Annotated in this window: 14 protein-coding genes; 4 read left to right on the top strand and 10 right to left on the bottom strand. The window is 32.4% G+C overall.

Annotated features, from left to right (window positions below; translation table 11 throughout):
* Positions 1 to 3 precede the first annotated feature (3 nt).
* The 7 genes from gltB to EV195_RS15785 all read right to left on the bottom strand — a co-directional run bounded on the left by gltB (position 4) and on the right by EV195_RS15785 (position 11,758).
* Complete coding sequence (gene gltB, locus EV195_RS15815; RefSeq protein WP_132795948.1) at positions 4 to 4,512, bottom strand: glutamate synthase large subunit; 4,509 nt, start codon at positions 4,510 to 4,512, stop codon at positions 4 to 6.
* Between the two features lie 177 nt (positions 4,513 to 4,689).
* Positions 4,690 to 6,042, bottom strand: a complete 1,353-nt coding sequence (locus EV195_RS15810; RefSeq protein WP_132795947.1) for an ammonium transporter — start codon at positions 6,040 to 6,042, stop codon at positions 4,690 to 4,692.
* 32 nt (positions 6,043 to 6,074) lie between these two features.
* Complete coding sequence (locus tag EV195_RS15805; protein ID WP_132795946.1) at positions 6,075 to 7,100, bottom strand: outer membrane beta-barrel protein; 1,026 nt, start codon at positions 7,098 to 7,100, stop codon at positions 6,075 to 6,077.
* Between the two features lie 392 nt (positions 7,101 to 7,492).
* Entirely contained in the window at positions 7,493 to 8,608 is a 1,116-nt protein-coding gene (gene leuB, locus EV195_RS15800; RefSeq protein WP_132795945.1) for a 3-isopropylmalate dehydrogenase, read from the bottom strand.
* An 8-nt stretch (positions 8,609 to 8,616) separates the two neighbouring features.
* Entirely contained in the window at positions 8,617 to 9,201 is a 585-nt protein-coding gene (gene leuD / locus EV195_RS15795) for a 3-isopropylmalate dehydratase small subunit (RefSeq protein WP_132795944.1), read from the bottom strand.
* Positions 9,201 to 10,583 (bottom strand): 3-isopropylmalate dehydratase large subunit, encoded by a 1,383-nt coding sequence (gene leuC / locus EV195_RS15790; protein WP_132795943.1) that lies wholly within the window; start codon positions 10,581 to 10,583, stop codon positions 9,201 to 9,203. Before leuC ends, leuD begins: the two co-directional genes overlap by 1 nt.
* A complete protein-coding gene (locus tag EV195_RS15785; protein WP_132795942.1) occupies positions 10,583 to 11,758 on the bottom strand; it encodes a 2-isopropylmalate synthase in 1,176 nt (391 codons plus the stop codon). The genes leuC and EV195_RS15785 overlap by 1 nt, the downstream gene beginning before the upstream one ends.
* Before the next feature lie 133 nt (positions 11,759 to 11,891).
* On the opposite strand from EV195_RS15785, the gene EV195_RS15780 reads away from it, so the two are divergent.
* Complete coding sequence (locus tag EV195_RS15780) at positions 11,892 to 13,448, top strand: hypothetical protein (protein ID WP_132795941.1); 1,557 nt, start codon at positions 11,892 to 11,894, stop codon at positions 13,446 to 13,448.
* On the opposite strand, the gene EV195_RS15775 is transcribed toward EV195_RS15780, so the two are convergent.
* Entirely contained in the window at positions 13,441 to 14,460 is a 1,020-nt protein-coding gene (locus EV195_RS15775; RefSeq protein WP_132795940.1) for a hypothetical protein, read from the bottom strand. The two genes, EV195_RS15780 and EV195_RS15775, sit on opposite strands and share 8 nt — an antisense overlap.
* 70 nt (positions 14,461 to 14,530) lie before the next feature.
* On the bottom strand, positions 14,531 to 17,875 hold the full coding sequence (locus tag EV195_RS15770; protein WP_132795939.1) for a hypothetical protein: 3,345 nt from the start codon (positions 17,873 to 17,875) through the stop codon (positions 14,531 to 14,533).
* 229 nt (positions 17,876 to 18,104) lie between these two features.
* On the opposite strand from EV195_RS15770, the gene EV195_RS15765 reads away from it, so the two are divergent.
* Both EV195_RS15765 and EV195_RS15760 read left to right on the top strand, forming a co-directional pair.
* Complete coding sequence (locus tag EV195_RS15765) at positions 18,105 to 21,155, top strand: glycosyltransferase family 117 protein (RefSeq protein WP_165915757.1); 3,051 nt, start codon at positions 18,105 to 18,107, stop codon at positions 21,153 to 21,155.
* A 9-nt stretch (positions 21,156 to 21,164) separates the two neighbouring features.
* Positions 21,165 to 21,947: a class I SAM-dependent methyltransferase gene (locus EV195_RS15760; protein ID WP_132795937.1), complete on the top strand. Its 783-nt coding sequence runs from the start codon at positions 21,165 to 21,167 to the stop codon at positions 21,945 to 21,947.
* A gap of 92 nt (positions 21,948 to 22,039) precedes the next feature.
* Here the strand turns inward: EV195_RS15760 and EV195_RS15755 are convergent, their stop codons facing one another.
* Positions 22,040 to 24,676, bottom strand: a complete 2,637-nt coding sequence (locus EV195_RS15755; protein ID WP_132795936.1) for a valine--tRNA ligase — start codon at positions 24,674 to 24,676, stop codon at positions 22,040 to 22,042.
* Positions 24,677 to 24,873: 197 nt separating this feature from the next.
* On the opposite strand from EV195_RS15755, the gene EV195_RS15750 reads away from it, so the two are divergent.
* Positions 24,874 to 25,284 carry a DUF1573 domain-containing protein gene (locus tag EV195_RS15750; RefSeq protein WP_132795935.1) on the top strand — a complete coding sequence of 137 codons (411 nt, stop codon included), beginning with the start codon at positions 24,874 to 24,876 and terminating at the stop codon, positions 25,282 to 25,284.
* Positions 25,285 to 25,304 lie beyond the last annotated feature (20 nt).

Here is a 25,304-nt window from a genome sequence, read left to right as displayed (position 1 = left end):
ATACTAAGCTGTTATTTTTGTTAATTCTTCTTTCGCTATTCTCTCTAAAGCCAATCTATAATCAGTTGGATACACTTTAATAAAATCCATTTTATTTATTTCCCAATCTTCTAAAATTGAAGTTCCTAAATCACTTTTAGTATAACTCACATGCTTAGAGATCAATTCCTTTAATTCATACTGATCTTCAGTTTCTAAATGAACAAGTTCAACCATTTCAAGGTTGCATAGTTCATTTCTGAATTGATGAGAAGGATCATACACATAAGCTATTCCTCCGCTCATTCCAGCAGCGAAATTTCTACCTGTTTTTCCTAAAACAACCACTGTACCACCTGTCATATACTCACAACCATGATCCCCGATTCCTTCTACAACAGCCGTGATTCCAGAATTACGAACACAAAAACGCTCTCCTGCAATTCCGTTTATATAAGCTTCCCCTTTTACGGCACCGTAAAAACAAACATTCCCAACAATGATATTATCTTTTGCGACAAAATCAGCCTCTTTAGGTTTCTTCACAATTACTTTTGCGCCAGATAATCCTTTCCCTAAATAATCATTGGTTTCACCATCGACAATCATTGTTAAACCATGTGTTGCAAACGCTCCGAAACTTTGTCCAGCAGAACCTTTAAATCGTAATGTTAATGTATCTTCAGGCAACCCTTTCTCACCATGAAGCTTCGAAATTTCATTACTCATTAAAGCGCCTACTGAACGATTTGTATTTTGAATTTCATAGGAAAACTCAGACTTAATTTTATTCTTGATGGCACCTTTAGCATCATCTACAATTTTAAAGTCCAATACTTTTTCTAAACTATGATCTTGCTTTTCTGTATTGAATAAAACCGGATCAACATCCGTTATTGGTTTATGAAGTATTGCTGATACATCAACTCCTTTTGCTTTGTAGTGATTAATCGCATTATTCACATTTAGTTTCTCAACTTGACCAACCATTTCTTTGATAGATCTAAAACCAAGAGATGCCATAATTTGACGAAGTTCTTCTGCAACGAAATACATAAAGTTAATTACATGCTCAGGTGTACCTTTAAAGTTTTTCCTTAACTCAGGATCTTGTGTTGCAATTCCAACTGGGCAGGTATTTAAATGACATTGACGCATCATTATACAACCTGAAGCCACCAAAGGAGCCGTAGCAAACCCGAACTCTTCCGCTCCTAACAAACAAGCAATAGCTACATCACGTCCCGTTTTTAATTGTCCGTCACATTCAAGTACAACTCTACCTCTTAAATTATTCATTACCAAAGTTTGTTGTGCTTCTGCAATTCCTAATTCCCATGGTAATCCAGCATGTCGTAAAGACGTTAAAGGAGAAGCTCCAGTTCCTCCGTCAAATCCTGAAATTAAAATGACATCGGCTTTCGCTTTTGCGACTCCAGCAGCAATGGTTCCAACCCCAACTTTAGAGACTAGTTTTACATTGATTCTTGCTTCTCTATTCGCATTCTTTAAATCGAAAATTAACTGAGCTAAATCCTCAATAGAATAAATATCATGATGAGGTGGTGGTGAAATTAACCCAACATAAGGAGTTGAATTTCTGACTTCTGCAATCCACGGCAATACTTTTTTTCCTGGAAGTTGACCACCTTCACCAGGTTTAGCTCCTTGAGCCATTTTTATTTGAATTTCTTTAGCGTTTGTTAAATAGTTACTAGTTACTCCGAATCTACCAGAAGCAACTTGTTTAATAGCACTATTTTTTGAATCACCATTAGATAATTTTTTAAACCGTTCTTTATTTTCTCCTCCTTCACCTGAGTTTGATTTCCCTCCAATTCTATTCATCGCAATGGCTAAGTTTTCATGTGCTTCTTGACTAATAGAACCGTACGACATAGCTCCTGTTTTGAAGCGTTTAACAATTTCTGTCCAAGGCTCTACTTCCTCTATCGGAATAGGATCTAAATTCACAAATTCAAACAGACCTCTAATAGTCATTAACTCTTCAGATTGTTTGTTGATTTTGTCTGCGTAAACTTTATAACTCTCTTTACTTTTAGAACGAACAGCTTGTTGTAATTTAGAAACAGTTGTTGGATTGAACATATGACGCTCTCCATTACGCCTCCAACGATAATCTCCACCTACTTCTAAATTCAGAAGTGCATCAATATTTTTATCTCTAAATGACTCTGTGCATCGTTTATAAATATCTTTCTGCAAAACATATAATCCTATTCCTCCTATTCTAGACGGAGTTCCAGGGAAATATTTATCGGTAAAAGCTTTTTTTAAACCAAGTATTTCAAAAATTTGAGAAGCACGATAGGAATGTAATGTTGAAATCCCGATTTTATTCATAATCTTCAACAATCCTTTACCAATAGCCTTATTGAAATTTTTCACCGCTTTGCCAACTTCAATATCTTTAATAACACCGCTATTTACTTGCTTGGCTATAATTTCATTTACCATATACGGATTGATAGCGCTTGCTCCGTAACCAAATAATGTTGCAAAATGATGCGGCTCTCTAGGCTCTGCACTTTCAATGATGATCCCGATTTTAGAACGTGTTTTCTTTCTGTACATTGAATTGTGTAAATACGAACACGCTAATAATGCTGGAATTGGAGCCCATTCCTTATTAACTCCTCTATCGGATAAAATAATAACATTAGCTCCTTCATCTTCAACAGCAACTGTAGCCTTATATAAGATACCCTCTAAAGCATTTTCAATTCCGTTTACACCTTTTTCTAAAGGAAATAACATTGGAATTGTTACCGCTTTAAAATCTTCATGATCTAAATTTTTGATCTTATCTAAATCTTCGTTGGAAATTACCGGATTTTGAATTCTAAGTTTTTTTGCCTGTTCTGGAACGATATCAAAAATATTTCTATCCGAACCAATTGCCAAACTGATATCGGTGATGATTTCCTCTCGAATTCCATCTAATGGTGGGTTTGTTACTTGAGCAAATAATTGCTTAAAATAATTATACAGTAACTGCGGTTTATCAGATAAAACAGCCAATGGAGTGTCAGTTCCCATAGAACCAATTCCTTCCTTACCTTCCGCAGCCATCGGCGCAATAATATGATCTATCTCTTCAGTGGTATAACCAAATAAACGTAAGCGTGTATAATAATCGGTTTTCTCTTGAACAATTTCATTTTGAGTATAAGGAATATCTGCCAACGGAAGTGTATGCTCTTTTACCCATTTTTTATACGGATATTTAGATACTATTTCTCTCTTAATTTCTTCATCCTCGATAATTCTACCAGCATTCATATCTACCAAAAACATTTTACCAGGCTCTAATCGTCCGTGTTTTACAACATTTTCTGGTTTTATATTTAACACTCCGATTTCAGAAGACATTACAACATTTCCTCTTTTTGTTACGGTATATCTCGAAGGACGTAAACCATTTCTATCTAGAACAGCTCCGATAAAATTACCATCGGTAAAAGGAACAGAAGCTGGACCATCCCATGGCTCCATAATACACGAGTTATACTCATAAAAAGCCTTTTTATCTTCATCCATGGTTTCATCTCTCTCCCAAGCTTCAGGAACTAACATCATCATTACTTCAGGTAAAGATCTACCTGTCATTAACAACAATTCCACAGCCATATCCATAGAAGCTGAATCAGATTTACCACTAGTGATAATAGGATACAGTTTATCAATATCATCACCGAATAAATCAGACTTCATTAATTCCTCTCTCGCCATCATTCTTTTTACGTTTCCTTTCAACGTGTTAATTTCTCCATTATGGCACATGAATCTGAATGGTTGCGCCAAATCCCAAGATGGAAATGTATTCGTTGAAAAACGTTGATGCACTAAAGCAAGTCGAGTAACTAAATCAGGTTGTTTTAAATCGGTATAAAATCGTCCGATATCTTCGGGCATTAGTAAGCCTTTGTATATTAAAGTTGTTGTAGATAAACTTGATAGATAGAAATAACTACTTTCAGATATTTTTGAGTTAGCAATGGTATGTTCACTAATTTTTCTTGCAGCAAAAAGCTTTGCATTAAATTGTAAATCGGTTAGTTCTTTTTCTCCTTTAGCTACAAAAATTTGTTTGATTTTAGGTTGCGTTTTAGCTGCAATTGCTCCTAAATTTGAAGTATCAACTGGAACATCTCTCCAGCCTAAAATATGTAATCCTTGTTTTTTTAATTCAGTTTCTAATACTTTTTCACAATAGCTACTTTGATTAAATTTCTTTGGAAGAAATACCTGTCCAACTGCATAATCTTTAGATTCAGGTAATGTAAAGTTACAGACACGGTTAAAAAAATCATGCGGAATATCAATTAAAATTCCTGCTCCGTCTCCAGTTCTACCATCAGAACTAACAGCACCTCTGTGTTCTAATTTTATTAAAATTTCAAGTGCGTCGTGAATTATTTGGTTTGATTTTTTTCCTTTTAGATTGCATATAAATCCAGCTCCACAATTATCTCTTTCAAATTCATTTAAATATAAGCCTTGATCTTCCATTGTAAGTTGATTGTTTATTAATGAGGTTATTTAAGAGTATGATGAGAAATGCGTATAAAACACATTTCTCATCTAAGTAAGCTTGCTTCAATTAAGTGTTAATTTCCTACATGTCGATTTATAAAATACTAAGCAATACTTACTTTATTGGTTATTAGAATTCTTCTTTTTAAAAAGTTAAACTCCACTACCAGCTAGTTCTAATTCTTCTTCTTTATACGTTTCAATTTCCTCTTGACTTCCTCTATTTCTTTTTCCTGGATATGCTAAAGCTCCATGCTCAGATAAATCCAATCCTTCTATTTCTTCTTCTTCTGTAACACGTAAACCTATTGTTTTCTTTAGTATATATAAGAAAATAAGTGAAGTTGATAACGCCCAAACAGCATACGCTACTGTTCCTGTAAGTTGCGTTAAAAATTGAGCAGCTCCGCCTCCGTTTAATAAACCGATAGCAGTTTCACCGTTAACTCCCCATAAACCAATTACTAAAGTTCCCCAAGCACCAACAACACCATGAACAGATACAGCTCCAACAGCATCATCAATTTTTAATTTTTGCTCGATAAACTCCATAGAGAACACAACGATAACACCTCCAATTAAACCTGCCAATACAGCTCCACCTTCAGACATATTTCCACAACCAGCAGTTATACTAACTAAACCAGCTAAAGCACCATTTAATGTCATATCTAAATTTGGTTTCTTGTATTTTATCCATGAAATGATAAGTGCTCCTAAGGTTCCTGCAGCAGCAGCTAGATTTGTTAACAACACCACTTTAGATGCTCCTACTGCATCATCTCCACCCCAAGCTAATTGAGATCCACCATTAAACCCGAACCATCCAAACCAAAGAATGAATACTCCTAAAGTTGCTAAAAGTTTATTATGACCTGGAATAGTAACTGCTTTACCATCTTCTGTATATTTCCCTAATCTAGGACCCACTAAAATAGCTGCAATTAACGCTGCCCATCCTCCAACAGAATGTACAATAGATGAACCAGCAAAATCAATAAATCCTTCTTTTGCTAACCAACCATCTCCATTCCATTGCCATCCTCCAGCGATTGGATATATAAAAGCCGTCATTACCACAGAAAAAACTATATAAGTTGTATATTTTGTTCTACCTGCAATAGCTCCTGAAACAATAGTAGCCGCAGTAGCACAGAAAACCGTTTGGAAAAATAAATCTGAAGGATCTAATTTATTGTAAAAAGCAAAACCGCTCCAACCAATCCAACCATTGGTATCTCCGTACATTAAAGAATATCCTACAAACCAAAACACTAATGATCCTACCGCAATATCCAATGCATTCTTCATAGCAATATTAACCACGTTTTTAGACCTTGTCATTCCTGATTCTACCAATGTAAATCCAGCCTGCATTAAAAACACTAGAATACCCGAAATTAAAATCCACAACATTGTCATGTCTCCTTTAATAGCCTCTACTTGTTTTGCTAAATCTTCAGCCACTTGAGGCTCTGTAATAGTTAATAAAAAATTAGTTATCATATTCTTGTAAATTATTGTTGATTCTTTTTTGATTAAAAGCTATAGATTGCTCCGATTGTAAATGCTGCTAAGCTCTTTGTTGGTGTTCCATCATTGTCTAGAAAAACTTCTTCAGAGTTGCTATCTAATCGTAACTCAGGTTTAATTGTGAAATTTTCAACCTTATAACTTCCTGTAAGCGTTACTCCAAAAACACTATCATCATCAGATGCAGCAAACAACCCATTATTTCCTAGTTCTGCGAAATACTCTCCTCTTAACCCTAATGTAAAATCATCTGTTATTCCTAATTGTGGATATAAAGCTGCTCCATAAAATCCGTTACCTTCGTTATCGGCATATGCAGCATTGATTCCTAAGTAAAGCTTTTCAATTAGGTCAAAACCTCCTGTGTAATCAATTTCGAAACCTAAACCAGCTCCTCCATCATAATAAAAATTAAGATACTGACTTGCATATCCTAACTGAGCACCAACAGAATAAACACCTGTTAAATTTGTATTCACATCAGTAACATTCATTACTGCTACCATTAAACTAACATCATCCGAAAGAGAGAAATCAGCTTTTACTCCTACATGAGAAAAAGGTCCATTTGAAAATAAATGAGAAGTACTGTAGTTAAAATTACCAGTCGGTGAAATTACTTCATACCCTAAATAGGTATTAAAGCGACCAAAAGTTAGTGTAGTTTTTTCTGAAACATTCCAATACACATACAATTGGTTTACGAAAAAGTTATTATCGCCAATTGTTCCATCTCCACCAACAGCTCCTACACCTCTGTCTCCAAAAGCTAAATCTGCAACTGCTCCCGTTTTCCCCATATTGTAACTCGCAATTACATTTGCCATACCCAAAGCAAATCCAGAGTTTTCAGCAAAGGATGAACCAAAAGACTGTCCTGATGTATCTGAAGTTGTTAGATACGTTTGGTAGTAAGCATCTACACTACCTGTGAATGAAATTTTGCTCTTTTTTGCTTCTTCTTGAGCAAACGCCATGATTTGCAATAAACATGCTAAAATCGTTAGTCTAAGTTTTCTTGAGTTTGACATAAATTATAAGATTTTATATTAGTTAACTGCTTCCCAAATCTATAGTGTTCAAACTAAAAAACAAAACCTAAACCCCTGTGAAACAAGCGAAAACGATGTAAATAAAAATCAAGTCGTCAAAAAAAAGGTGCTTAAAATTATAATATGTTAATTTGCTATTTCAAAAACATATGAGATTTATTATATGCTTAATTATTGACCGAGAAATTACGATTTAAATAAAAATACATTATTTTGAAAAAAAATCACATTTTAACATTTTTATTTAAATTAAAAGTGTTTTAAATGTTCTTTTTGTTGAATTATTTTTAATAATTAAGTGTTTTTATTGAATATAATTCAAAATAAAAAACACCCTAAAAAGGGTGTTTTTACTTCAAATACAAAATCAACTAAATTATTGTACTTTGTCCCATATGGACATTCATAAAATTAATATTACTATCCTCTTGATTATGGATATAATCCACAATAAAATCTCCAACTTTTGAGGTGCTGAAACTATTCTCATAGTTGATATCTTGTGTAGTAATACCTAATTCTAATGATTTTTGAACCGCTTTTTCTATTACAAACGATTCTTTATGCAAACCTAAATGTTTTAATAGCATAGCCGCAGAAAGAATTGATGCTAACGGATTGGCTATATCTTTTCCTTTTGCTTGTGGGTACGAACCATGAATTGGTTCAAATAGTGCATTTCTATCTCCAATAGATGCAGACGCCAATAAACCTATTGAGCCTCCAATTACACTTGCTTCATCTGATAAAATATCTCCAAACAAGTTTTCAGTAAGTATAACATCAAATTGTTTTGGATTTAAAATTAACTGCATTGCAGCATTATCAACAAACATAGTATCTACCTCTACATCTTTATATTGCTCGGCGAGTTTGGTAATTGTTTTCCTCCATAATCTAGAAGTTTCCAATACATTAGCTTTATCCACCAACGTTAACTTCTTTCTTCTATTTTGAGCTGCTTTAAATGCTAAATGTCCCATTCGTTCAATTTCTTCCACTGAATATGAGCATCCATCAAAAGCTATTTGTCCATCATCACTTAACTCTTTTATTCCGAAATAAATTCCTCCAGTTAGTTCTCTGTAAATAGTGATATCAGTATCTTTAATAATCTCCTCTTTTAACGGAGAATTTTTCAATAATGAATTATAAGCGGTAACTGGCCTTACATTGCAGAACAACCCTAACTCTTTTCGTAATTTTAAAAGACCTTGTTCTGGTCTTACTTTGGCTGTTGGATCATTATCGTATTTAGGATCACCAATAGCTCCAAAAAGTATAGCATCGCTTTTTTTACAAGACGCTAAAGTTTCATTTGGCAATGGATTTCCTGTTTTATCAATTGCACAGGCTCCCATCATAACTTTTTCATAAACAAATGTGTGATCATACATTTCTGAAATGGCTTCTAACACTTTGATAGATTGCTCCGTTACTTCTGGTCCAATTCCATCTCCGGGAATTACAGTTATATTAAATTTCATAATTTATATTATAAAGAGGCTTCGTACTTTTTTATTTTATCTTTTTTACTTAATAAGAAGTCGATATCGTCATAACCATTTAATAAGCATACTTTTTTATAAGGATCTATTTCAAATTTTTCTGAACAATGACTTCCTTGAACTCTGATTTCTTGTTCTTCTAAGCAAATTTCAATTGCTGTATGCGGATTCTCTTCTACCTCTTTCAACAAGAAGTTTAAATACTTTTCCGAAACTTGCACAGGAAGTAATCCATTGTTTAAGGCATTTCCTTTAAAAATATCAGCAAAAAAACTACTGATTACTACTTTAAAACCATATCCAACTAACGCCCAAGCGGCATGCTCTCTACTAGATCCACAACCAAAATTATCTCCCGCAATTAAAATTGTGCCTTTATACTCTGGATGGTTCAGAACAAATTTTTGATTTACAGAGCCATCTTTTTCAAAACGCCAATCTCTGAATAAGTTCTCTCCAAATCCTTTTTTATCTGTTGCTTTTAAAAAACGTGCTGGTATAATTTGGTCTGTATCTACATTTGAAATAGATAAGGGAATTGCTGTATCTATTAATCTTACAAACTTTTCCATTAGCTTACATATTTAGTTACATCAATAATTTGCCCTTCGATTGCGGTTGCTGCCGCCACAAGTGGACTTGCTAAAATTGTTCTCGCACCTTGTCCTTGTCTTCCTTCAAAATTTCTGTTTGAAGTAGAAACACAATATTCGCCTTCCGGAATTTTATCATCATTCATTGCTAAACAAGCTGAACAACCTGGTTGGCGTAATTCAAAACCAGCACTTTCAAATATTTCTTGTAGACCTTCTTCTTTAATTTGCTTTGCTACTTGTTGTGATCCTGGAACTAACCAAGCATTTACATTAGAAGCCTTTTGTTTTCCTTTTACAAAATTCGCAGCTACTTTAAAATCTTCAATTCGTGAGTTGGTGCAACTTCCAATAAATACATAATTAATTGGTTTTCCTATTAAGCTTTCACCTTTAGAAAAATTCATGTATGCTAATGATTTTTCAAACGATTTATCGTTACTCTCAGGAATTTTTTCAGTTATTTTTATTCCCATCCCTGGATTTGTTCCGTAAGTAACCATTGGTTCTATATCTTCAGCGTCAAAAGAATACTCTTGATCAAAAACAGCATCTTCATCTGTTGCTAAGGTTTTCCAGTAAGCAATCTTCTCTTGTAACTTTTCGCCTGTTGGTGAAAATTTTCTTCCTTTTACGTACTCAAAAGTTGTCTGATCTGGTGCAATCATTCCTCCTCTTGCTCCCATTTCAATACTCATATTACAAACGGTCATTCTACCTTCCATCGACATTTCTTCAAAAACATTTCCGGCATATTCACAGAAATAACCTGTTCCTGAATTTGTACCCAACTTCGAGATGATGTATAAAATCACATCTTTAGGAAGTACACCTTTTTTCAATTTTCCATTTACATTTACACGCAAACTTTTTGGTTTTTGCATCAATAAACATTGACTCGCAAATACCTGTGCTACTTGACTTGTACCTATTCCAAAGGCAATTGCTCCAAATGCTCCATGAGTTGATGTATGACTATCTCCGCAAACCATTGTCATGCCTGGCTGTGTAATTCCCAATTCAGGAGCCATTACGTGCACAATTCCGTTGTATTTATGTCCTAAACCATATAAGGTTATATTATTTTCTTTACAGTTTCTTTCTAATTGTTTAAGTTGATTTCTAGACAACTCATCTTTTACAGGTAAATGTTGATTTACCGTTGGTGTATTATGATCTGCAGTTGCCACAATTTTATCAGGACGAGCAATTGGTATCCCTCTTTCTTTAAGCTCGTTAAAAGCTTGAGGGCTTGTTACCTCGTGAATTAAATGCTTGTCGATATATAAAACATCTGGTCCATTTTCTATAGTGTCAACCACATGCGCATCCCAAACTTTATCAAATAATGTTTTTCCCATTATGCGATCGCTATTTTTGAAATTTTATTGATTTGTTTCATAATCACATGAATATCTTCATCGATTACCTCTTTTTGTCGATCAGCAAACTGTAAAAAAGTTTGATATGCTTTGTCTAGTTGAACCTTAGTCAACTCATAACCAATTTTCTTTGCTCTGTATGCTAACGCTGCTCTACCACTTCTTGCTGTTAAAACAATAGCACTTTCTGTAACACCAACCTCTTCTGGATTGATAATCTCATAAGTACTTCTATTTTTAATTACTCCATCTTGATGAATTCCAGAACTATGTGCAAAAGCATTAGCACCTACAATGGCTTTGTTTGGTTGAACTGGCATACCCATTTTTTCACGAACCATTAAACTTGTATCGTATAATAATTGTGTGTTGATATTGGTATGTAAATCTAAATACGGATGTTGTTTTAAAATCATGACGACTTCCTCTAAAGCAGTATTTCCAGCACGTTCTCCAATTCCGTTAATAGTACATTCTATTTGTCTTGCACCATTTACAACACCAGCAATTGAATTCGCAGTAGCCAATCCTAAATCGTTATGACAATGACAAGAAAGAATTACGTTTTCTATTCCTCTTACATTATCTTTTAAATATTTAATTTTTTCACCATACTCACTAGGTAAACAATACCCAGTTGTATCAGGAATGTTTAAAACCGTTGCTCCAGATTTTATAACTTCTTCACATACTTTAGCCAAAAAAGCGTTATCGGTTCTTCCAGCATCTTCGGCATAAAACTCTACATCATCAACATAGTTTTTAGCATAAGCTACAGCTTGTTTTGCTCTTTCAATTACTTCATCTCTTGAACTATTGAATTTATATTTGATATGAGAATCACTGGTACCTATACCCGTGTGAATTCTTGGTTTTACTGCATGTTTTAAAGCATCAGCAGCAACTTCAATATCTTTTTGAACTGCACGAGTTAGTCCACAAACAGTGGCGTTTTTTACTAGTTTCGCAATTTCAGATACTGAAGTAAAATCACCAGGACTTGAAACAGGAAAACCAGCTTCAATTATATCTACACCTAATGTATCTAATCGAGCAGCTATTTCTAGCTTTTGTTGAGTATCTAATTTACAACCTGGCACCTGTTCACCATCTCTTAAAGTTGTATCAAAAATTTGGACTTTATTGTCTTTCATTTTTTAAATAGTTGTTGTTATCTCTATCAAATGTATATATTGGGGCTGTAGAAGTCTTAAATCTAAACTTTGTATTTACGATATCTAAACCCGATAAAACTATTTTTAACAAACTGTTTTACAAGTACTTAAAATGAATAATTTTACAAGAGCTAATCAATATCAAGATACTTTATTCGAACTCATCCAGTCCTTAACTAAATCTGAAAAGAGACAATTTAACTTGTATGTTGGCCGCCTAGTTGGAAATAATGAAGCTAAATTTTATGCGCTTTTTAAATTCTTAGAGAAACAGAAAAAATATGATGAAAAAGCAATTATTGATAGTGGAATTGTTAGCAAGCAACAATTATCAAATTTAAAGGCTCATTTGTACAAGCAAATTCTAACAAGTCTTAGAATGAATCCGGCACATAAAAACATAAGAGTTCAAATACGTGAGCAATTGGATTTTGCGACTGTTTTATATCAAAAAGGACTTTATAAGCAAAGTCTAAAGTTATTAGACAAAGCCAAAACTATGGCTATTGAAAATGAAGAAAAGAATATTGCTTATGAAATAGTTGAACTGGAAAAAATAATTGAAAGTCAATACATCACTAGAAGTATAGATACTAGAGCAGATGAATTAACAGTACAAGCAAAGGAGTTAAGTCAGCAAAACGTTATTACCAGTAAGTTGTCTAATCTATCATTACAACTGTACGGAATCCTATTAAAAACTGGATACTCAAGAAACGATGATGAACTACAGAAAATTAACGATTACTTTAATGCCAGACTCCCTGAATTTGACTACAATACTTTAGGATTTAGAGAAAAATTATGGCTTTACAAGGCACATTTATGGCGTTGTTTTTTAACACAAGACTTTTTAAACGGATATAAATATGCTAAGAAGTGGACTATGCTATTCTATGAATATCCAAAAATGATTCAACTGAATCCTGTGTTTTATTTAAAAGGAAAAAACTACTTCTTGGAATCGCTCTTTTTTACTCGACAAAAAGAAGAATTTATAAAAGAGCTAGATTTCTTCGAATCAGAAATTTTAAATAGTGAAATTACTTTAAATAGTAACACTGAAATTTTGATGTTTCAGTACCTATATACCAATAAATTGCACAAGCATTTTATTGAAGGATCTTTTAAAGATGGTGAATATTTAATTGATGAAATCAATGAAAAAATAGTGGAATATCAGAGTAGAATTGATCAACATCATATTGTTCAGTTTTATTACAAAATTGCTTGTTTGTACTTTGGTATGGGGAAAAATAAAGAATGTATACAGTATCTTACAAAGATAATTGAAGCTAAGAAACTTCATGTTGGTGAAGATTTACAGTGCTTTGCCAGAGTACTGAATTTAATAGCACATTATGAGTGTGGATTGGATTATCATTTAGAAAGACAATTTAAAGAGACGTATAAATTCTTATTAAAAATGGAAAGCCTCCAAGAAGTACAAAAAATCTTCATAGAATCCATTCGATCTTTAGGAGATTTATATCCACATGAATTTAAAAAGGAATTCCAAAATATTCATAGAAAACTACAAGCATTTGAGCATCATCCTTACGAAAAAAGAGCCTTTCTTTATTTAGATATTCTATCGTGGTTAGAAAGTAAAATAGCGAATAAAACGGTTGCGCAAATCATCAAAGAAAAGTCAAAAAACCTTAATTAGTTTTTACTGAATTTAATTTCTTGGTGTAATGCTTAACAATTTCCTTTATTGAAATTATGTTAACAGGAAACTCTAAAAACACGTGCATAAAACTCAAGAATAATAGTAAAATTAACCCTAATTTAAAGTTATAAGCATACAAAGCCACTGATACAACCCAAATAGTTAACAGTGCAAATAACTTTGTTTTATTGATATTTTTATGCCAACCAATAATGGTAGTTTTGGAAAACCAATTTAAATAATGATAGGTATAAGCGAAGGAAATAAAAAGTTGAATTTTTCCTGTAATTATATCCGAAAAATTAAAATTACTTCCGTCTGAAGCTCCTATTGTTTTTGATGTATAAACGTTTAATAAATAAAATTTACTTTCTACATAGACATTTTTTACATATTCTGACAATACTCGCCAGCTATCATATAAAGGAAGAAAATAGACTATTATTGGAACAGCAGCTAAAAGTATTACATTAAAACTTCCAACTTTAGTACTTTGTTTTAATGTCCCATACCACATAAACAACATTGTAAATACATAAACGTGTATTAAGGTTGGTAAGAAAATTCCAATAATTAAATTAAAGTTAGATACTTTAATTAAGAAAAAACTTAAGATTCCCATACCAAAAAACACGATTACTTTTAGGTAATTTCTCTTTATAAATATTGCTGTAAAAGCAGCTACTAAACATAAAAAGATAGCCATATTTGTATACGGTTTTACTGAATCAACTATTGAAATTATGCTTTTTGATAAGCTATTTTTAATAAAATCTAGACCAATCAGGGCTGGAATTGCAATTAGTAAAGCCATCACTACACACAGTTGAAGCCAGTACTTTTCTTTAACAAAATACGATTTGTCTTTTATCCAATTAATTTCTGTTAGGTAGTGTAATGGACCTAATAATGCATACGATATGAGAAACAGTTCAAAAGGCATTAAATAAGCTATAAAAAGAGCTATTAGAATTAAAAAAGTATTGAGTAAATCTACAGTAAGCTTCATAAGTCCACAAAAAAATAAAGCTCCACCAATAATAAATTGATGAAGCTTTGTATCTTATTTATAATTGAAATTATTCAATTACCATTTTCTTAGTATCTACTTTGTGTCCTCTAATGTATAAAGTATAATAGTAAACACCTACAGGTAAAGAAGAACTATTAAAATAGATTTCTTGTTCTCCTAATTTGTTTAAATGAACAGTATCAATAACCTGTCCTGATGTATTACTGAATACAATAGCGGCCTTATCCATAGTCTCAGGAACATAATACTTAATAGATGTAGTTCCGTTGAATGGGTTTGGTATGTTTTGATATAAAATTGGTTGATTTCTACCAGCCGTTAAACCTCCACCAGAACTTAAAGTTCCGCCACAAGCACAACTTTCAATACTTTCAACTCTACTAATTAAATCATTAATTTGAGCTTGTTGAGCTGTTAAAAGCGGAGATAAGTCAACATTTACAGAAGCACCATTTTCAATAGCTACTGTTAAAGTAGTTCCTGATAAAGTAGCAGAAGTTAAATTCTGACTATCTGTATTTGTATATGCTGATAAATCAACTGTGTTACCATTAGCAATTGTTAAATTATTTCCAGATAACGTTAATGTTTGTGCATCTGTATTATCTAAGTATCCAGATAAATCAACTGAAGTAGCATCGTTAGTTAAACTTAACGTATTTCCAGATAATGTTAAATCTTGATTATCAGTATTAGTACCTCCAATTCCAGATAAATCAACTGTGTTACCATTAGCAATCGTTAAGTTGTTACCAGATAATGTTAATGTTTGCGCATCTGTATTATCTAAGAATCCAGATAAATCTACTGAAGTAGCATCATTTGTTAAGCTTAATGTATTTCCAGATAATGTTAAATCTTGATTATCAGTATTAGTACCTCCAATTCCAGATAAATCAACTGTGTTACCATTAGCAATAGTTAAGTTGCTACCAGATAATGTTAATGTTTGCGCATCTGTGTTATCTAAATAAGTAGATAAATCAACTGTAGAAGCGTTTCCTGAGATACTTAAAGTGTTTGTTGACAATGAAATTGCTTGCGCATCCGTGTTATCTAAATATCCCGATAAATCAACTGTAGATGCATTTCCTGAAATACTTAATGTATTTGTTGATAACGAGATTGATTGTGCATCTGTGTTATCTAAGAAACTTGATAAATCAACAGATGTAGCATCGTTTGTTAAACTTAATGTGTTCCCTGATAAATCTAAATCTTGGTTATCTGTTCCTGTACCATCTTGTAAACTAGATAAATCAACTGAGTTACCATTTGCAATTGTTAAACTAGTACCTGAAAAAGATAATGTTTGTGCATCTGTGTTATCTAAAAAGCTTGATAAATCTACAGAGGTTGCATCGTTTGTTAAGCTTAATGTACTTCCTGATAATGTTAAATCTTGACTATCTGTATTATCTAAATATCCTGATAAATCTACAGTTTTAGCAGCTTCTGCATCTCCTTCTAACGATAAACTTAATGTGTTACTTGATAAAGTAAACTCATCAACTTTTTGATCATCTGTATTATCAACCCAAGATAACGTACCTGAACCATTTGTTGCTAATACTTGTGTACTTGTACCATCTATAGTTGGGAATTGGTATGCTCCTGCAATATTTAAATATCCTGCAATTTGGAAGTTACCATTTGAACTTAAAGCGGCAGTTGGAGCCAACCCTTCAGGCCCCCATGTAAAACCATGAACTCCTAAATCTGGCGAATTAAAACGTAAACTTCCTCCAGCTGATGTTATTGGACCATAAGCATTCTCAGTTTCAGTTGTATAAACTTCCTTTAATTGGTAACGGTTAGAACCGAAACCTCCACCATCAAAAGTTAATGTTTTATTATCATTTATTTCAAAATTTCCTGAATTATTAACATCATTATTAGCTAAATTAACGGTAGTTGTTGCTGTATGGTTTCCTAAATTGTCACCCGTATCTGTATCGACCGCTGCCCAAGCACTACCACTCCAAGTATATAGTGCATTGTCCTCATTATCATACACCATCATACCTTCTTCAGTAACTGTTAAATTACTTGCTAAAGCCGTACGCTGTGCATTAGTTAAGCTATTTATTTTAAAACCTTTATCTGTATCAGCTAATTCTAATGAAGCTTTTTTATTTGGTGTATTGGTACCAATACCTACACTTAGTGGATGCACTGTACCTCCTAAAACCATTGTACTATCAACAGCTGCAGTAGCCTGATATCCAATAGCAACAGAGTATGTACCATCTACTGTGGTTTGGAATCCTAATCCCATACCGTGTTCACTGTTAATGGTAGCTTGTTGTCCTATTGCAATTGCATTATTCTCGTTAACATCTACTTGATAACCGATTCCTACAGAATAGTTTGAATTGGCATTTAGATTTGACTCATACCCTAAACCTATGGCTCCAGTACCTCTCATGTCATGGTGTTGACCTATAGAAATAGAATATTGTGCATTGTTGTAACCACTATATCCTATCATTGTAACATCATTATTATCCACATCCATAGCTGCTCCAATAAAGGTAGTTCTACTTCTAACAGTATTGTTATAATCAGAAAACGCTCCCATACCTACGTTGTCTTCTCCTTCACGGTTAGAAAAACCTGTTTGAAAACCTACATAGGTGTTTCTGTTTGCGTTGGTTGTACTATTAGTACGGTTGTTATCCCAACCAGACATTCCTCCTACAAAAGTGTTGTAATCTGCATGTTCTGTAGCTACACCTGAAGCTGCTCCAATAAATGTATTCCAACGACCTGCATTTACATCAATACCAGCTGAATCTCCTAAAGCAGTATTATGGTCTCCAGTAGTAACATCACTCAGAGCTTCGTCTCCAATACCAGTGTTTCGAAATCCAGTTCCTGAAGATATTCCTGCCTCGTTACCTACAAATGTATTTTTATAACCTGTAGTATTCGAAAAACCTGCATCCTCTCCAATAAACGTATTTTCATAACCAGTTGTATTATTTGCTCCTGATTCCTCACCAACAAAAGTATTATCATATCCCGTTGTGTTAAGCTCTCCTGATTCTGCACCAAAGAACGTGTTATCTCCACCAGTTGTAGTTAATCTACCGGCTTGCCAACCAACAAATGTGTTGTCAAAACCTGTAGTGTTTGAATATCCAGCTTGGTAACCTATAAATACAGACTCAGAAGTTGTATTTGATCTACCTGCTTGATATCCAATAAAAACTGTTTGGCTACCAGATGTTAAAAAAGACCCTGTACTATCTCCATACATAGTATTAAAATCTCCTGAAGTAATGTTTACTCCTGAACCTGTTCCTGAAGTTTCATTTAGGGTTTGGGAATACGAAAAAGTAGTACATAGCATAGCCATTACCACAAATAGTTGTAGGGTTATTCTCATCTTCACTCGTTTAGTTGGGCACAAGTTACATATTTTTTTAAACAGTTTAACAAAATTTTAAGTTTTTAATAAAACTTAATAACTTATTGTATAACTACTTATCTACCAAAAAAGACTTTAATTATTATGCTTGCATAACAACTTTATTAGGCTATTTAGTTACTGTATTATTTTTATCTTTTCTTTGTTGAAAAAAATCAATTATAGATTTATCATATATTTGATACCAGTGAAACGAATCAACAATATTATTTCTTGGACTCTTTTTTGCATCACATTCTTAGTGTATGTATTATGTATTCCCGACAGTATAACTTTTTGGGACAGTCCTGAATTTATAGCTTCCAACTATAAGTTGCAAATTTCGCATCCTGCAGGTGCTCCATTCTACACTTTACTTTCAAATGTGTTGCTTGGAATATTTTTCTTTTTGAAGCCTGCTTTGGTTTCAAACTTAATTTCTGCTTTTTTTGGAGCATTAACTATTCCTATTATTTATAAGATTACATTTCACTTTAGTAGTAAACTCCTACAAGAAGAACATGTAAAGATTTCAATTACAGCTGGTATCATTGCCGCTTTGTCCTTTGCTTTTTGTAATAGTTTTTGGACTGCCTCTACTGAAACCGAAGTATATACATTTTCCTTTTTTCTACTGACTTTAATTGTTTGGTTAGGATTTAAATGGGAAGCAACCTCTGAAAAAACTGAAGAAATAAAATACATCCTTCTTGTTTTTTTGCTTTTAGGAATTTCTGTAGGTGTACACCTAATTAATATTGCTGTTATAATTCCTTTAGCATTAGTTTTTACTTACAAAAAGTATGGTTTTACCCTAAAGAATATTTTCATTGCTTTATTTTCGGGGTTATTCCTTTTCTTCTTTTTATTAAATATCGTATTTCAAGGAATCATTAAGCTTTGTGCTTCCATAGATTTATGGACAGTTAATTCTCTTGGAGCTACTGTTAACAAAGGTGCTTTGTATACTTTACTCCTACTAATCATTGGAATTTTAGCTGTTGTTGCAATTACTTACAAAAAAGAAAAAGCGGTTTTACATTACATAAGTTTAAACGTATTAATGTTTATTATTGGTTGTAGTAGCTTCTTATTTCCAATCATAAGATCTCAAGTTAACACCCCTATTTCTAACAGTGCTAAAACTCCTAATGAATTATTAACTTACATTCAAGCAAAACAATTTGGCGTTGATAAAATACCGTTATTAAGAGGAACTGCTTTTAACGCTCCTCTTGATCTAAGAGAACCTTATGTGAATGGAAAACCTGAATACAAATTCAGTAAATCGGAAAAGAAGTACGTAGTTACCAATGACCCTTTATATGAAGTTCCAAATTACGATGATCGTTTTAATTTATTTTTTCCAAGAGTTTTTCATAAAAGCCCGATAAATCAAGAAGCTTACAGAACCTGGACTACAATAAAAGGAACGCCTATTCAGACAACTATAAATAATAAAGAAGTTACTATTTCTAAACCTAAGTTTTCTGAAAACATAGCTTTCTTTTATAATTATCAGGCAAACTGGCTTTATTTACGATATTTATATCACAACTTTATTGGCAAGCAAAATGATTTAAAAGGTACTGGAGCTATCAAAAAAGGAAATTGGATTTCTGGTTTTAATTTTTTTGATAAATCATATGTAGGAGACCAAAAATTTATCCCTCAATATTATAAAGATAAAAACAGTAGAAACGCTTTTTACTTTTTGCCTTTTTTAATGGGATTATGGGGACTTTTTCTACTTAGAAAAAACAAGCTATTCTTCTCTGTTTCTGTGTTATTATTTTTGACTTTCGGAATTGGAATCACGTTGTACGTAAATCCTGTTCCTCAGAGCTTAATGATTCGTGAGCGTGATTATATTTTTGCAGCTTCTTTTATATTTTTTTCAATCTGGATAGGGCTTTCTGTTATTGGAATTTTTAACGCTCTAAAATTCATAAAAAAAGATGCTACGAAACTAATAGTAACTGCTTTAATTGCTGCATTAGCATCACCTATTCAACTCTTTGCAAAAGGATTGGATAATCAAAATAGAAGTAACGATACATTTGCATATCAATTAGCTAAAATCTATTTAGATTCTTGTCCTGAGCAAGCAATTTTAATCACAAACGGAGACAATATTACATTTCCACTTTGGTATTTACAAGAAGTTGAAAACTACAGAACAGATATCAGAGTTATCAACTATGATCAGTTATTATTAGACTGGTATATTGAAAAGCTAAGGTTAAAAATGAACACTTCTGAACCTCTAAAGTTGTCGTTGTCTGAGAAATTCATTGCTAAACCTCATAGTACAGATATCACTTACAATAAAATTACTAATCAGTTTTTCAACATAAAAAATATTTCTGTTTTTTTTGAAAATCCTAAAAACAGAATTAAATATCTTGAAAAAGACTTGAGCTTCTTCCCTACTGAAAAGTTGATTTTACCTTTAAATAGTTTACCATACTTAACCACTGAAAAAAACAACATTAGTAGAGTATTAATACCAAAAGATACGCTGAGATGGGAATATAAAAAAGCTGTATATAGAAAAAATGATATTGCCGTTTTAGATATTATCGCTCAAAACATCGAATCTAGACCAATATGTTTTACGGAAATGGGAACCAATGTTCATACCGTAGGTTTAGATGGGTATTTAGTTCAAAAAGGATTAGTTAACCAACTTATTCCAGTTAGAGCTATTGCAAATGAAAATCCTAAAATTGTAAACACTTCTAAATCCTATAATCAGTTAGTAGAAAAAACTAACTTTTTAAAATTAAACAATAAAGACGTTAAAGTTACCGACGAAGCTATTAGTTTCTCCAAATCAGTTTTAAGAAGAAATTATTATTTCCTTGCACAAGCTTTAATTGAAGAAGGAAAAACTGAAAAAGCACTTCAAACGTTAGATTTTTGTAAAACTAATTTTCCTAATATTCAAGTTCCTTATGGTGAATTTGCTTTTGCTCTGGGTAAATTATATTACCGATTACAAAAAATAGAAGATGGTAGTACAGTCTGTAAAACAGCTATTGATAATATTGAAAAGGAACTTGCTTGGATGACCTCATTCAACCCTCCTAACCCTATTATTAATGTTAGGCACGCTAACTATCTCTTTAAAGTATACAGTCAAATGATTATGCAAATTAAACCTCTTGATGGTAAGTATTTTGAAGATAAATCTATTGATTTAAAAGCTATTGAAAAGCGATTAAATGAATGGAAAAAGAAAAACTGGCCTTACTAATTTTTAATTATGTTCTTTTACTCAACTGAGGTTACCTCTTCTCATATTTCGTCTGACAGTCCGCTTTTTCAAAGAACTAAAACGGCATATGAACTAATTAAAGATCAAGTGCATGGAAACATTCTTGAAATTGGTCCAGGAGAAGGATATGGTTTAGAAATTTTATCAAAAACCAATGATAGTCTTATTATTTCAGCTGTTGATAAATCAAAATATGCCATTCAGAGACTGAAAAATAGATTTCCTAATGCTAATGTAATTCAACAAAGAGTTCCACCACTATCAAAAATCGCATCTAATAGTCAGGATTTTGTGATTGCATTTCAAGTTATTGAACACATCAAAAACGATAATTATTTTCTAGAAGAAATCCATAGAGTTTTAAAACCTTCAGGAACATTATTTTTAACAACTCCAAATGCAAATCGTTCGGTAAGTAGAAATCCTTGGCATTACAGAGAATACACGTTTGAAGAGTTACAAAAACTTAGTCAAAATATTTTTAAAGAATCTAAAGTTAAAGGAATTACTGGTTCAGATGTTGCTATGGACTATTATGAAGAAAATAAAAAATCGGTAGCAAAAATTTTACGTTGGGATATTTTTAAATTAGAAAAAAGAGCTCCACGTTTTATACTGAAGCTTCCTTATGAAATATTGAATCGATTTAATAGAACTTCCTTGTTTAAAAAACATTCTAATATTATTACTAACATTACTGATAAAAGTTACTTTCTAACAGATAAATGTGATGAGAATACCTTAGATTTTTTCTGTGAGTTAAAGAAATAAAATATAGTGCACCAACCTGAAATAGTTCAGATAAAAAAAGCGTTCCTAATTAATTAGGAACGCTTTTTTAAAACTGTTTATATATTTTTACTCTACTGTAAACTAGCTAAACTTGCCTTTAATGTTTCAATTTTAGCTACAGCATCTGCTTCTTTCTTACGTTCAACAGCAACAACTTGTTCTGGAGCATTGTTTACAAAACGCTCGTTAGACAGTTTCTTTTGAACCGATTTTAAGAAACCTTCAGTATAGTTTAATTCTTCTGTGATTTTCTTAATTTCTTCCTCTACATCAATACTATCAACAGCAATAGGAATAAAATATTCATTCGATTTTACTCTAAATGAAGCTCCATCAATTTTTTCTGTTACATAGTTGATTTCAGAGGCGTTTACTAACTTTTTAATTACTTCATCTAAATTATCAGAAGACTTTTCATTGTTGATTACAGAAATCGCTACAGCATCTTTATGTGCAATATTTTTCTCTTTACGAACTGTACGAATTCCTGAAATAACTTCAGAAGCAAAATCCATTTCAGTAATTAATTCCTCATTAAATGAAGTTTGTGTTGGATATTTAGCTATAACCAATGCTTCCTCTACTGATCTTTCAGAAATAGATTGCCAAATCTCCTCTGTTATAAACGGCATAAAAGGATGTAAGATTCGTAAGTTATCTTCAAAAATGGCAATTACTTCATCATACGTTTTCTTATCTATTGGTTGCTGATAAGCTGGTTTTACAACTTCTAAAAAGAATCCACAAAAATCATCATAAATTAACTTATACATTGCCATCAATGCATCACTTAATCTATATTTACTGTAATGATCTTCAACCTCAACTAAAGTCTTTTGAAATTTAGACTTATACCATTCAATTGCTAATTTGCTATGCGCTGGTTGTGCAATTTCCTCAGAAACTTCCCATAATGTTGTTAAATAAAATGCACTCCAAACTTTGTTTCCAAACTTTTTACCTTGATCACAAAGTGTTTCATCAAATAATAAATCGTTTCCTGCAGCTGAACTTAATAACAACCCTACACGAACACCATCAGCTCCAAACTCTTCAATTAATTTCAATGCATCTGGGGAATTTCCCAATTGCTTACTCATTTTACGGCGCTGCTTGTCACGTACTAAACCAGTTAAATACACATTTTCAAACGGACGAGCATCTTTATATTCATATCCAGCTATAATCATACGAGCAACCCAGAAAAATAAAATATCTGGACCTGTTACTAAATCATTTGTTGGATAATAATATTTGATTTCTTCGTTTTCAGGGTTTCTAATTCCATCAAAAACCGACATTGGCCATAACCATGAAGAGAACCATGTATCTAACACATCTGGATCTTGTTGTAAATCCTCTAATGTGATTTCATAATCATTGGTTTTCTTCCAAGCTAATTTTAAAGCTTCTTCTTTTGTTTCTGCAACTACAAAATCCTCTTTACCATCTCCATAGTAATACGCAGGAATTTGTTGTCCCCACCATAATTGACGAGAAATATTCCAATCACGAATATTCTCCATCCAATGACGATAAGTGTTTTCAAACTTACGTGGAAACAACTTCACCTCTCTATCTTCACCTAAAACTGCCTCTAAAGCAGGTTTAGCCAACTCTTCCATTTTTAAGAACCATTGATCTGATAATCTAGGTTCGATTACAGCTTTGGTTCTTTCAGAAGTACCAACTTTATTAGTGTGTTGTTCTGTTTTTACTAAATATCCTTTCTCTTCTAATTCTTTTGTAATCTCTTTACGAACAACAAAACGATCTTTTCCTTGATAATGTAAACCAAATGAATTTAATGAAGCATCTTCGTTAAAAATATCAATTACTTCTAAACCGTGTTTATCACCTAATACTTTATCATTTTCATCATGTGCAGGAGTTACTTTCAAACAACCTGTACCAAATTCTAAATCAACATACTCATCTTCTATAATAGGAATTTCACGATTACATAATGGTACAATCGCTTTCTTTCCTTTTAGATGTGTGTAACGTTCATCATTTGGATTGATACAGATAGCAGTATCTCCTAAAATTGTTTCAGGACGAGTTGTTGCAATAGTTACCTTCTCTTCAGAATCAACAATATCATATTGCAAATAGTATAAATTACCTTGGCGTTCTTCATAAATTACCTCTTCATCTGAAAGTGTAGTTTTTGCTTCAGGATCCCAATTCACCATTCTAAATCCACGATAAATCATTCCTTTGTTGTATAAATCAACAAAAACTTTGATTACCGCTTCACTCATATCATCATCCATCGTAAACTTAGTACGATCCCAATCACAAGAAGCTCCTAATTTCTTTAATTGTTCAAGAATAATTCCTCCATACTTTTCTTTCCATTCAAAAGCATGTTTTAAGAACTCTTCTCTACTTAACTCATTTTTATTGATGCCTTCCTCCTTCAATTTTGCTACTACCTTAGCTTCTGTAGCTATCGAGGCATGATCTGTACCAGGTACCCAACAAGCATTTTTTCCAAGTAAACGAGCTCTTCTAATCAATACATCTTGAATAGTATTGTTTAACATGTGTCCCATATGCAACACACCCGTGACGTTTGGTGGTGGGATTACAATTGTGTATGGTTCTCTTTCATCTACTTCTGAATGAAAATAGTTATGCTTCATCCAGTAATCGTACCATTTACTTTCTACTTCGTTTGCATTGTATTTAGATGGAATACCCATTTGATATACTTAATATTTTGATTGTTATTAGTTTTAGTACATTCGAAAAAAATGATTTTGGCATCATTTTTGGAATATAGTTCACAAAAATACAACTATCTATGACGTTATAAAATTAGTAGTTGATTTTTTATAACTAAAAATTTATATTAGATTTGTAACACAAGTAGGAAATCCCTAAAACAATTATTAGAATTATGAAAACAATTTTATCATTCATCGCAGTTTGTTTTTTAACTTTATCTGTAAATGCTCAAGAATTTAAGTTTGATAGCGAACTAATTAATTACGGAAAAATTACTCAAGGTTCTGAAGGAAAGAGAGTTTTTAAGTTTACAAACGTTGGAGATGCACCTTTAATTATAAGTGACATTAAATCAACTTGTGGTTGTACTGTACCTAGTAAACCAGAGAAACCAATTATGCCAGGAGAAAAAGGACAAATCGAAGTTTCTTATGACACTAAAAGATTAGGAGGTTTCTCTAAAGCTATAACTATTTACTCTAATGCTAAGCAAGAGAGAATGATGTTAAAGATCAAAGGATATATTACTAAAGCTGGTACTGAAGAAAAGAAAGAAGAGAAAGAAGAAGATCAAAAATCTTAATACTAGCTTGTAATTACAAA

Source organism: Tenacibaculum skagerrakense (assembly GCF_004345825.1).
Taxonomy (GTDB): domain Bacteria; phylum Bacteroidota; class Bacteroidia; order Flavobacteriales; family Flavobacteriaceae; genus Polaribacter; species Polaribacter skagerrakensis.
The sequence above is the reverse complement of the archived record's forward strand: the minus strand, read 5'-3'. Positions and strand labels throughout refer to the sequence as shown.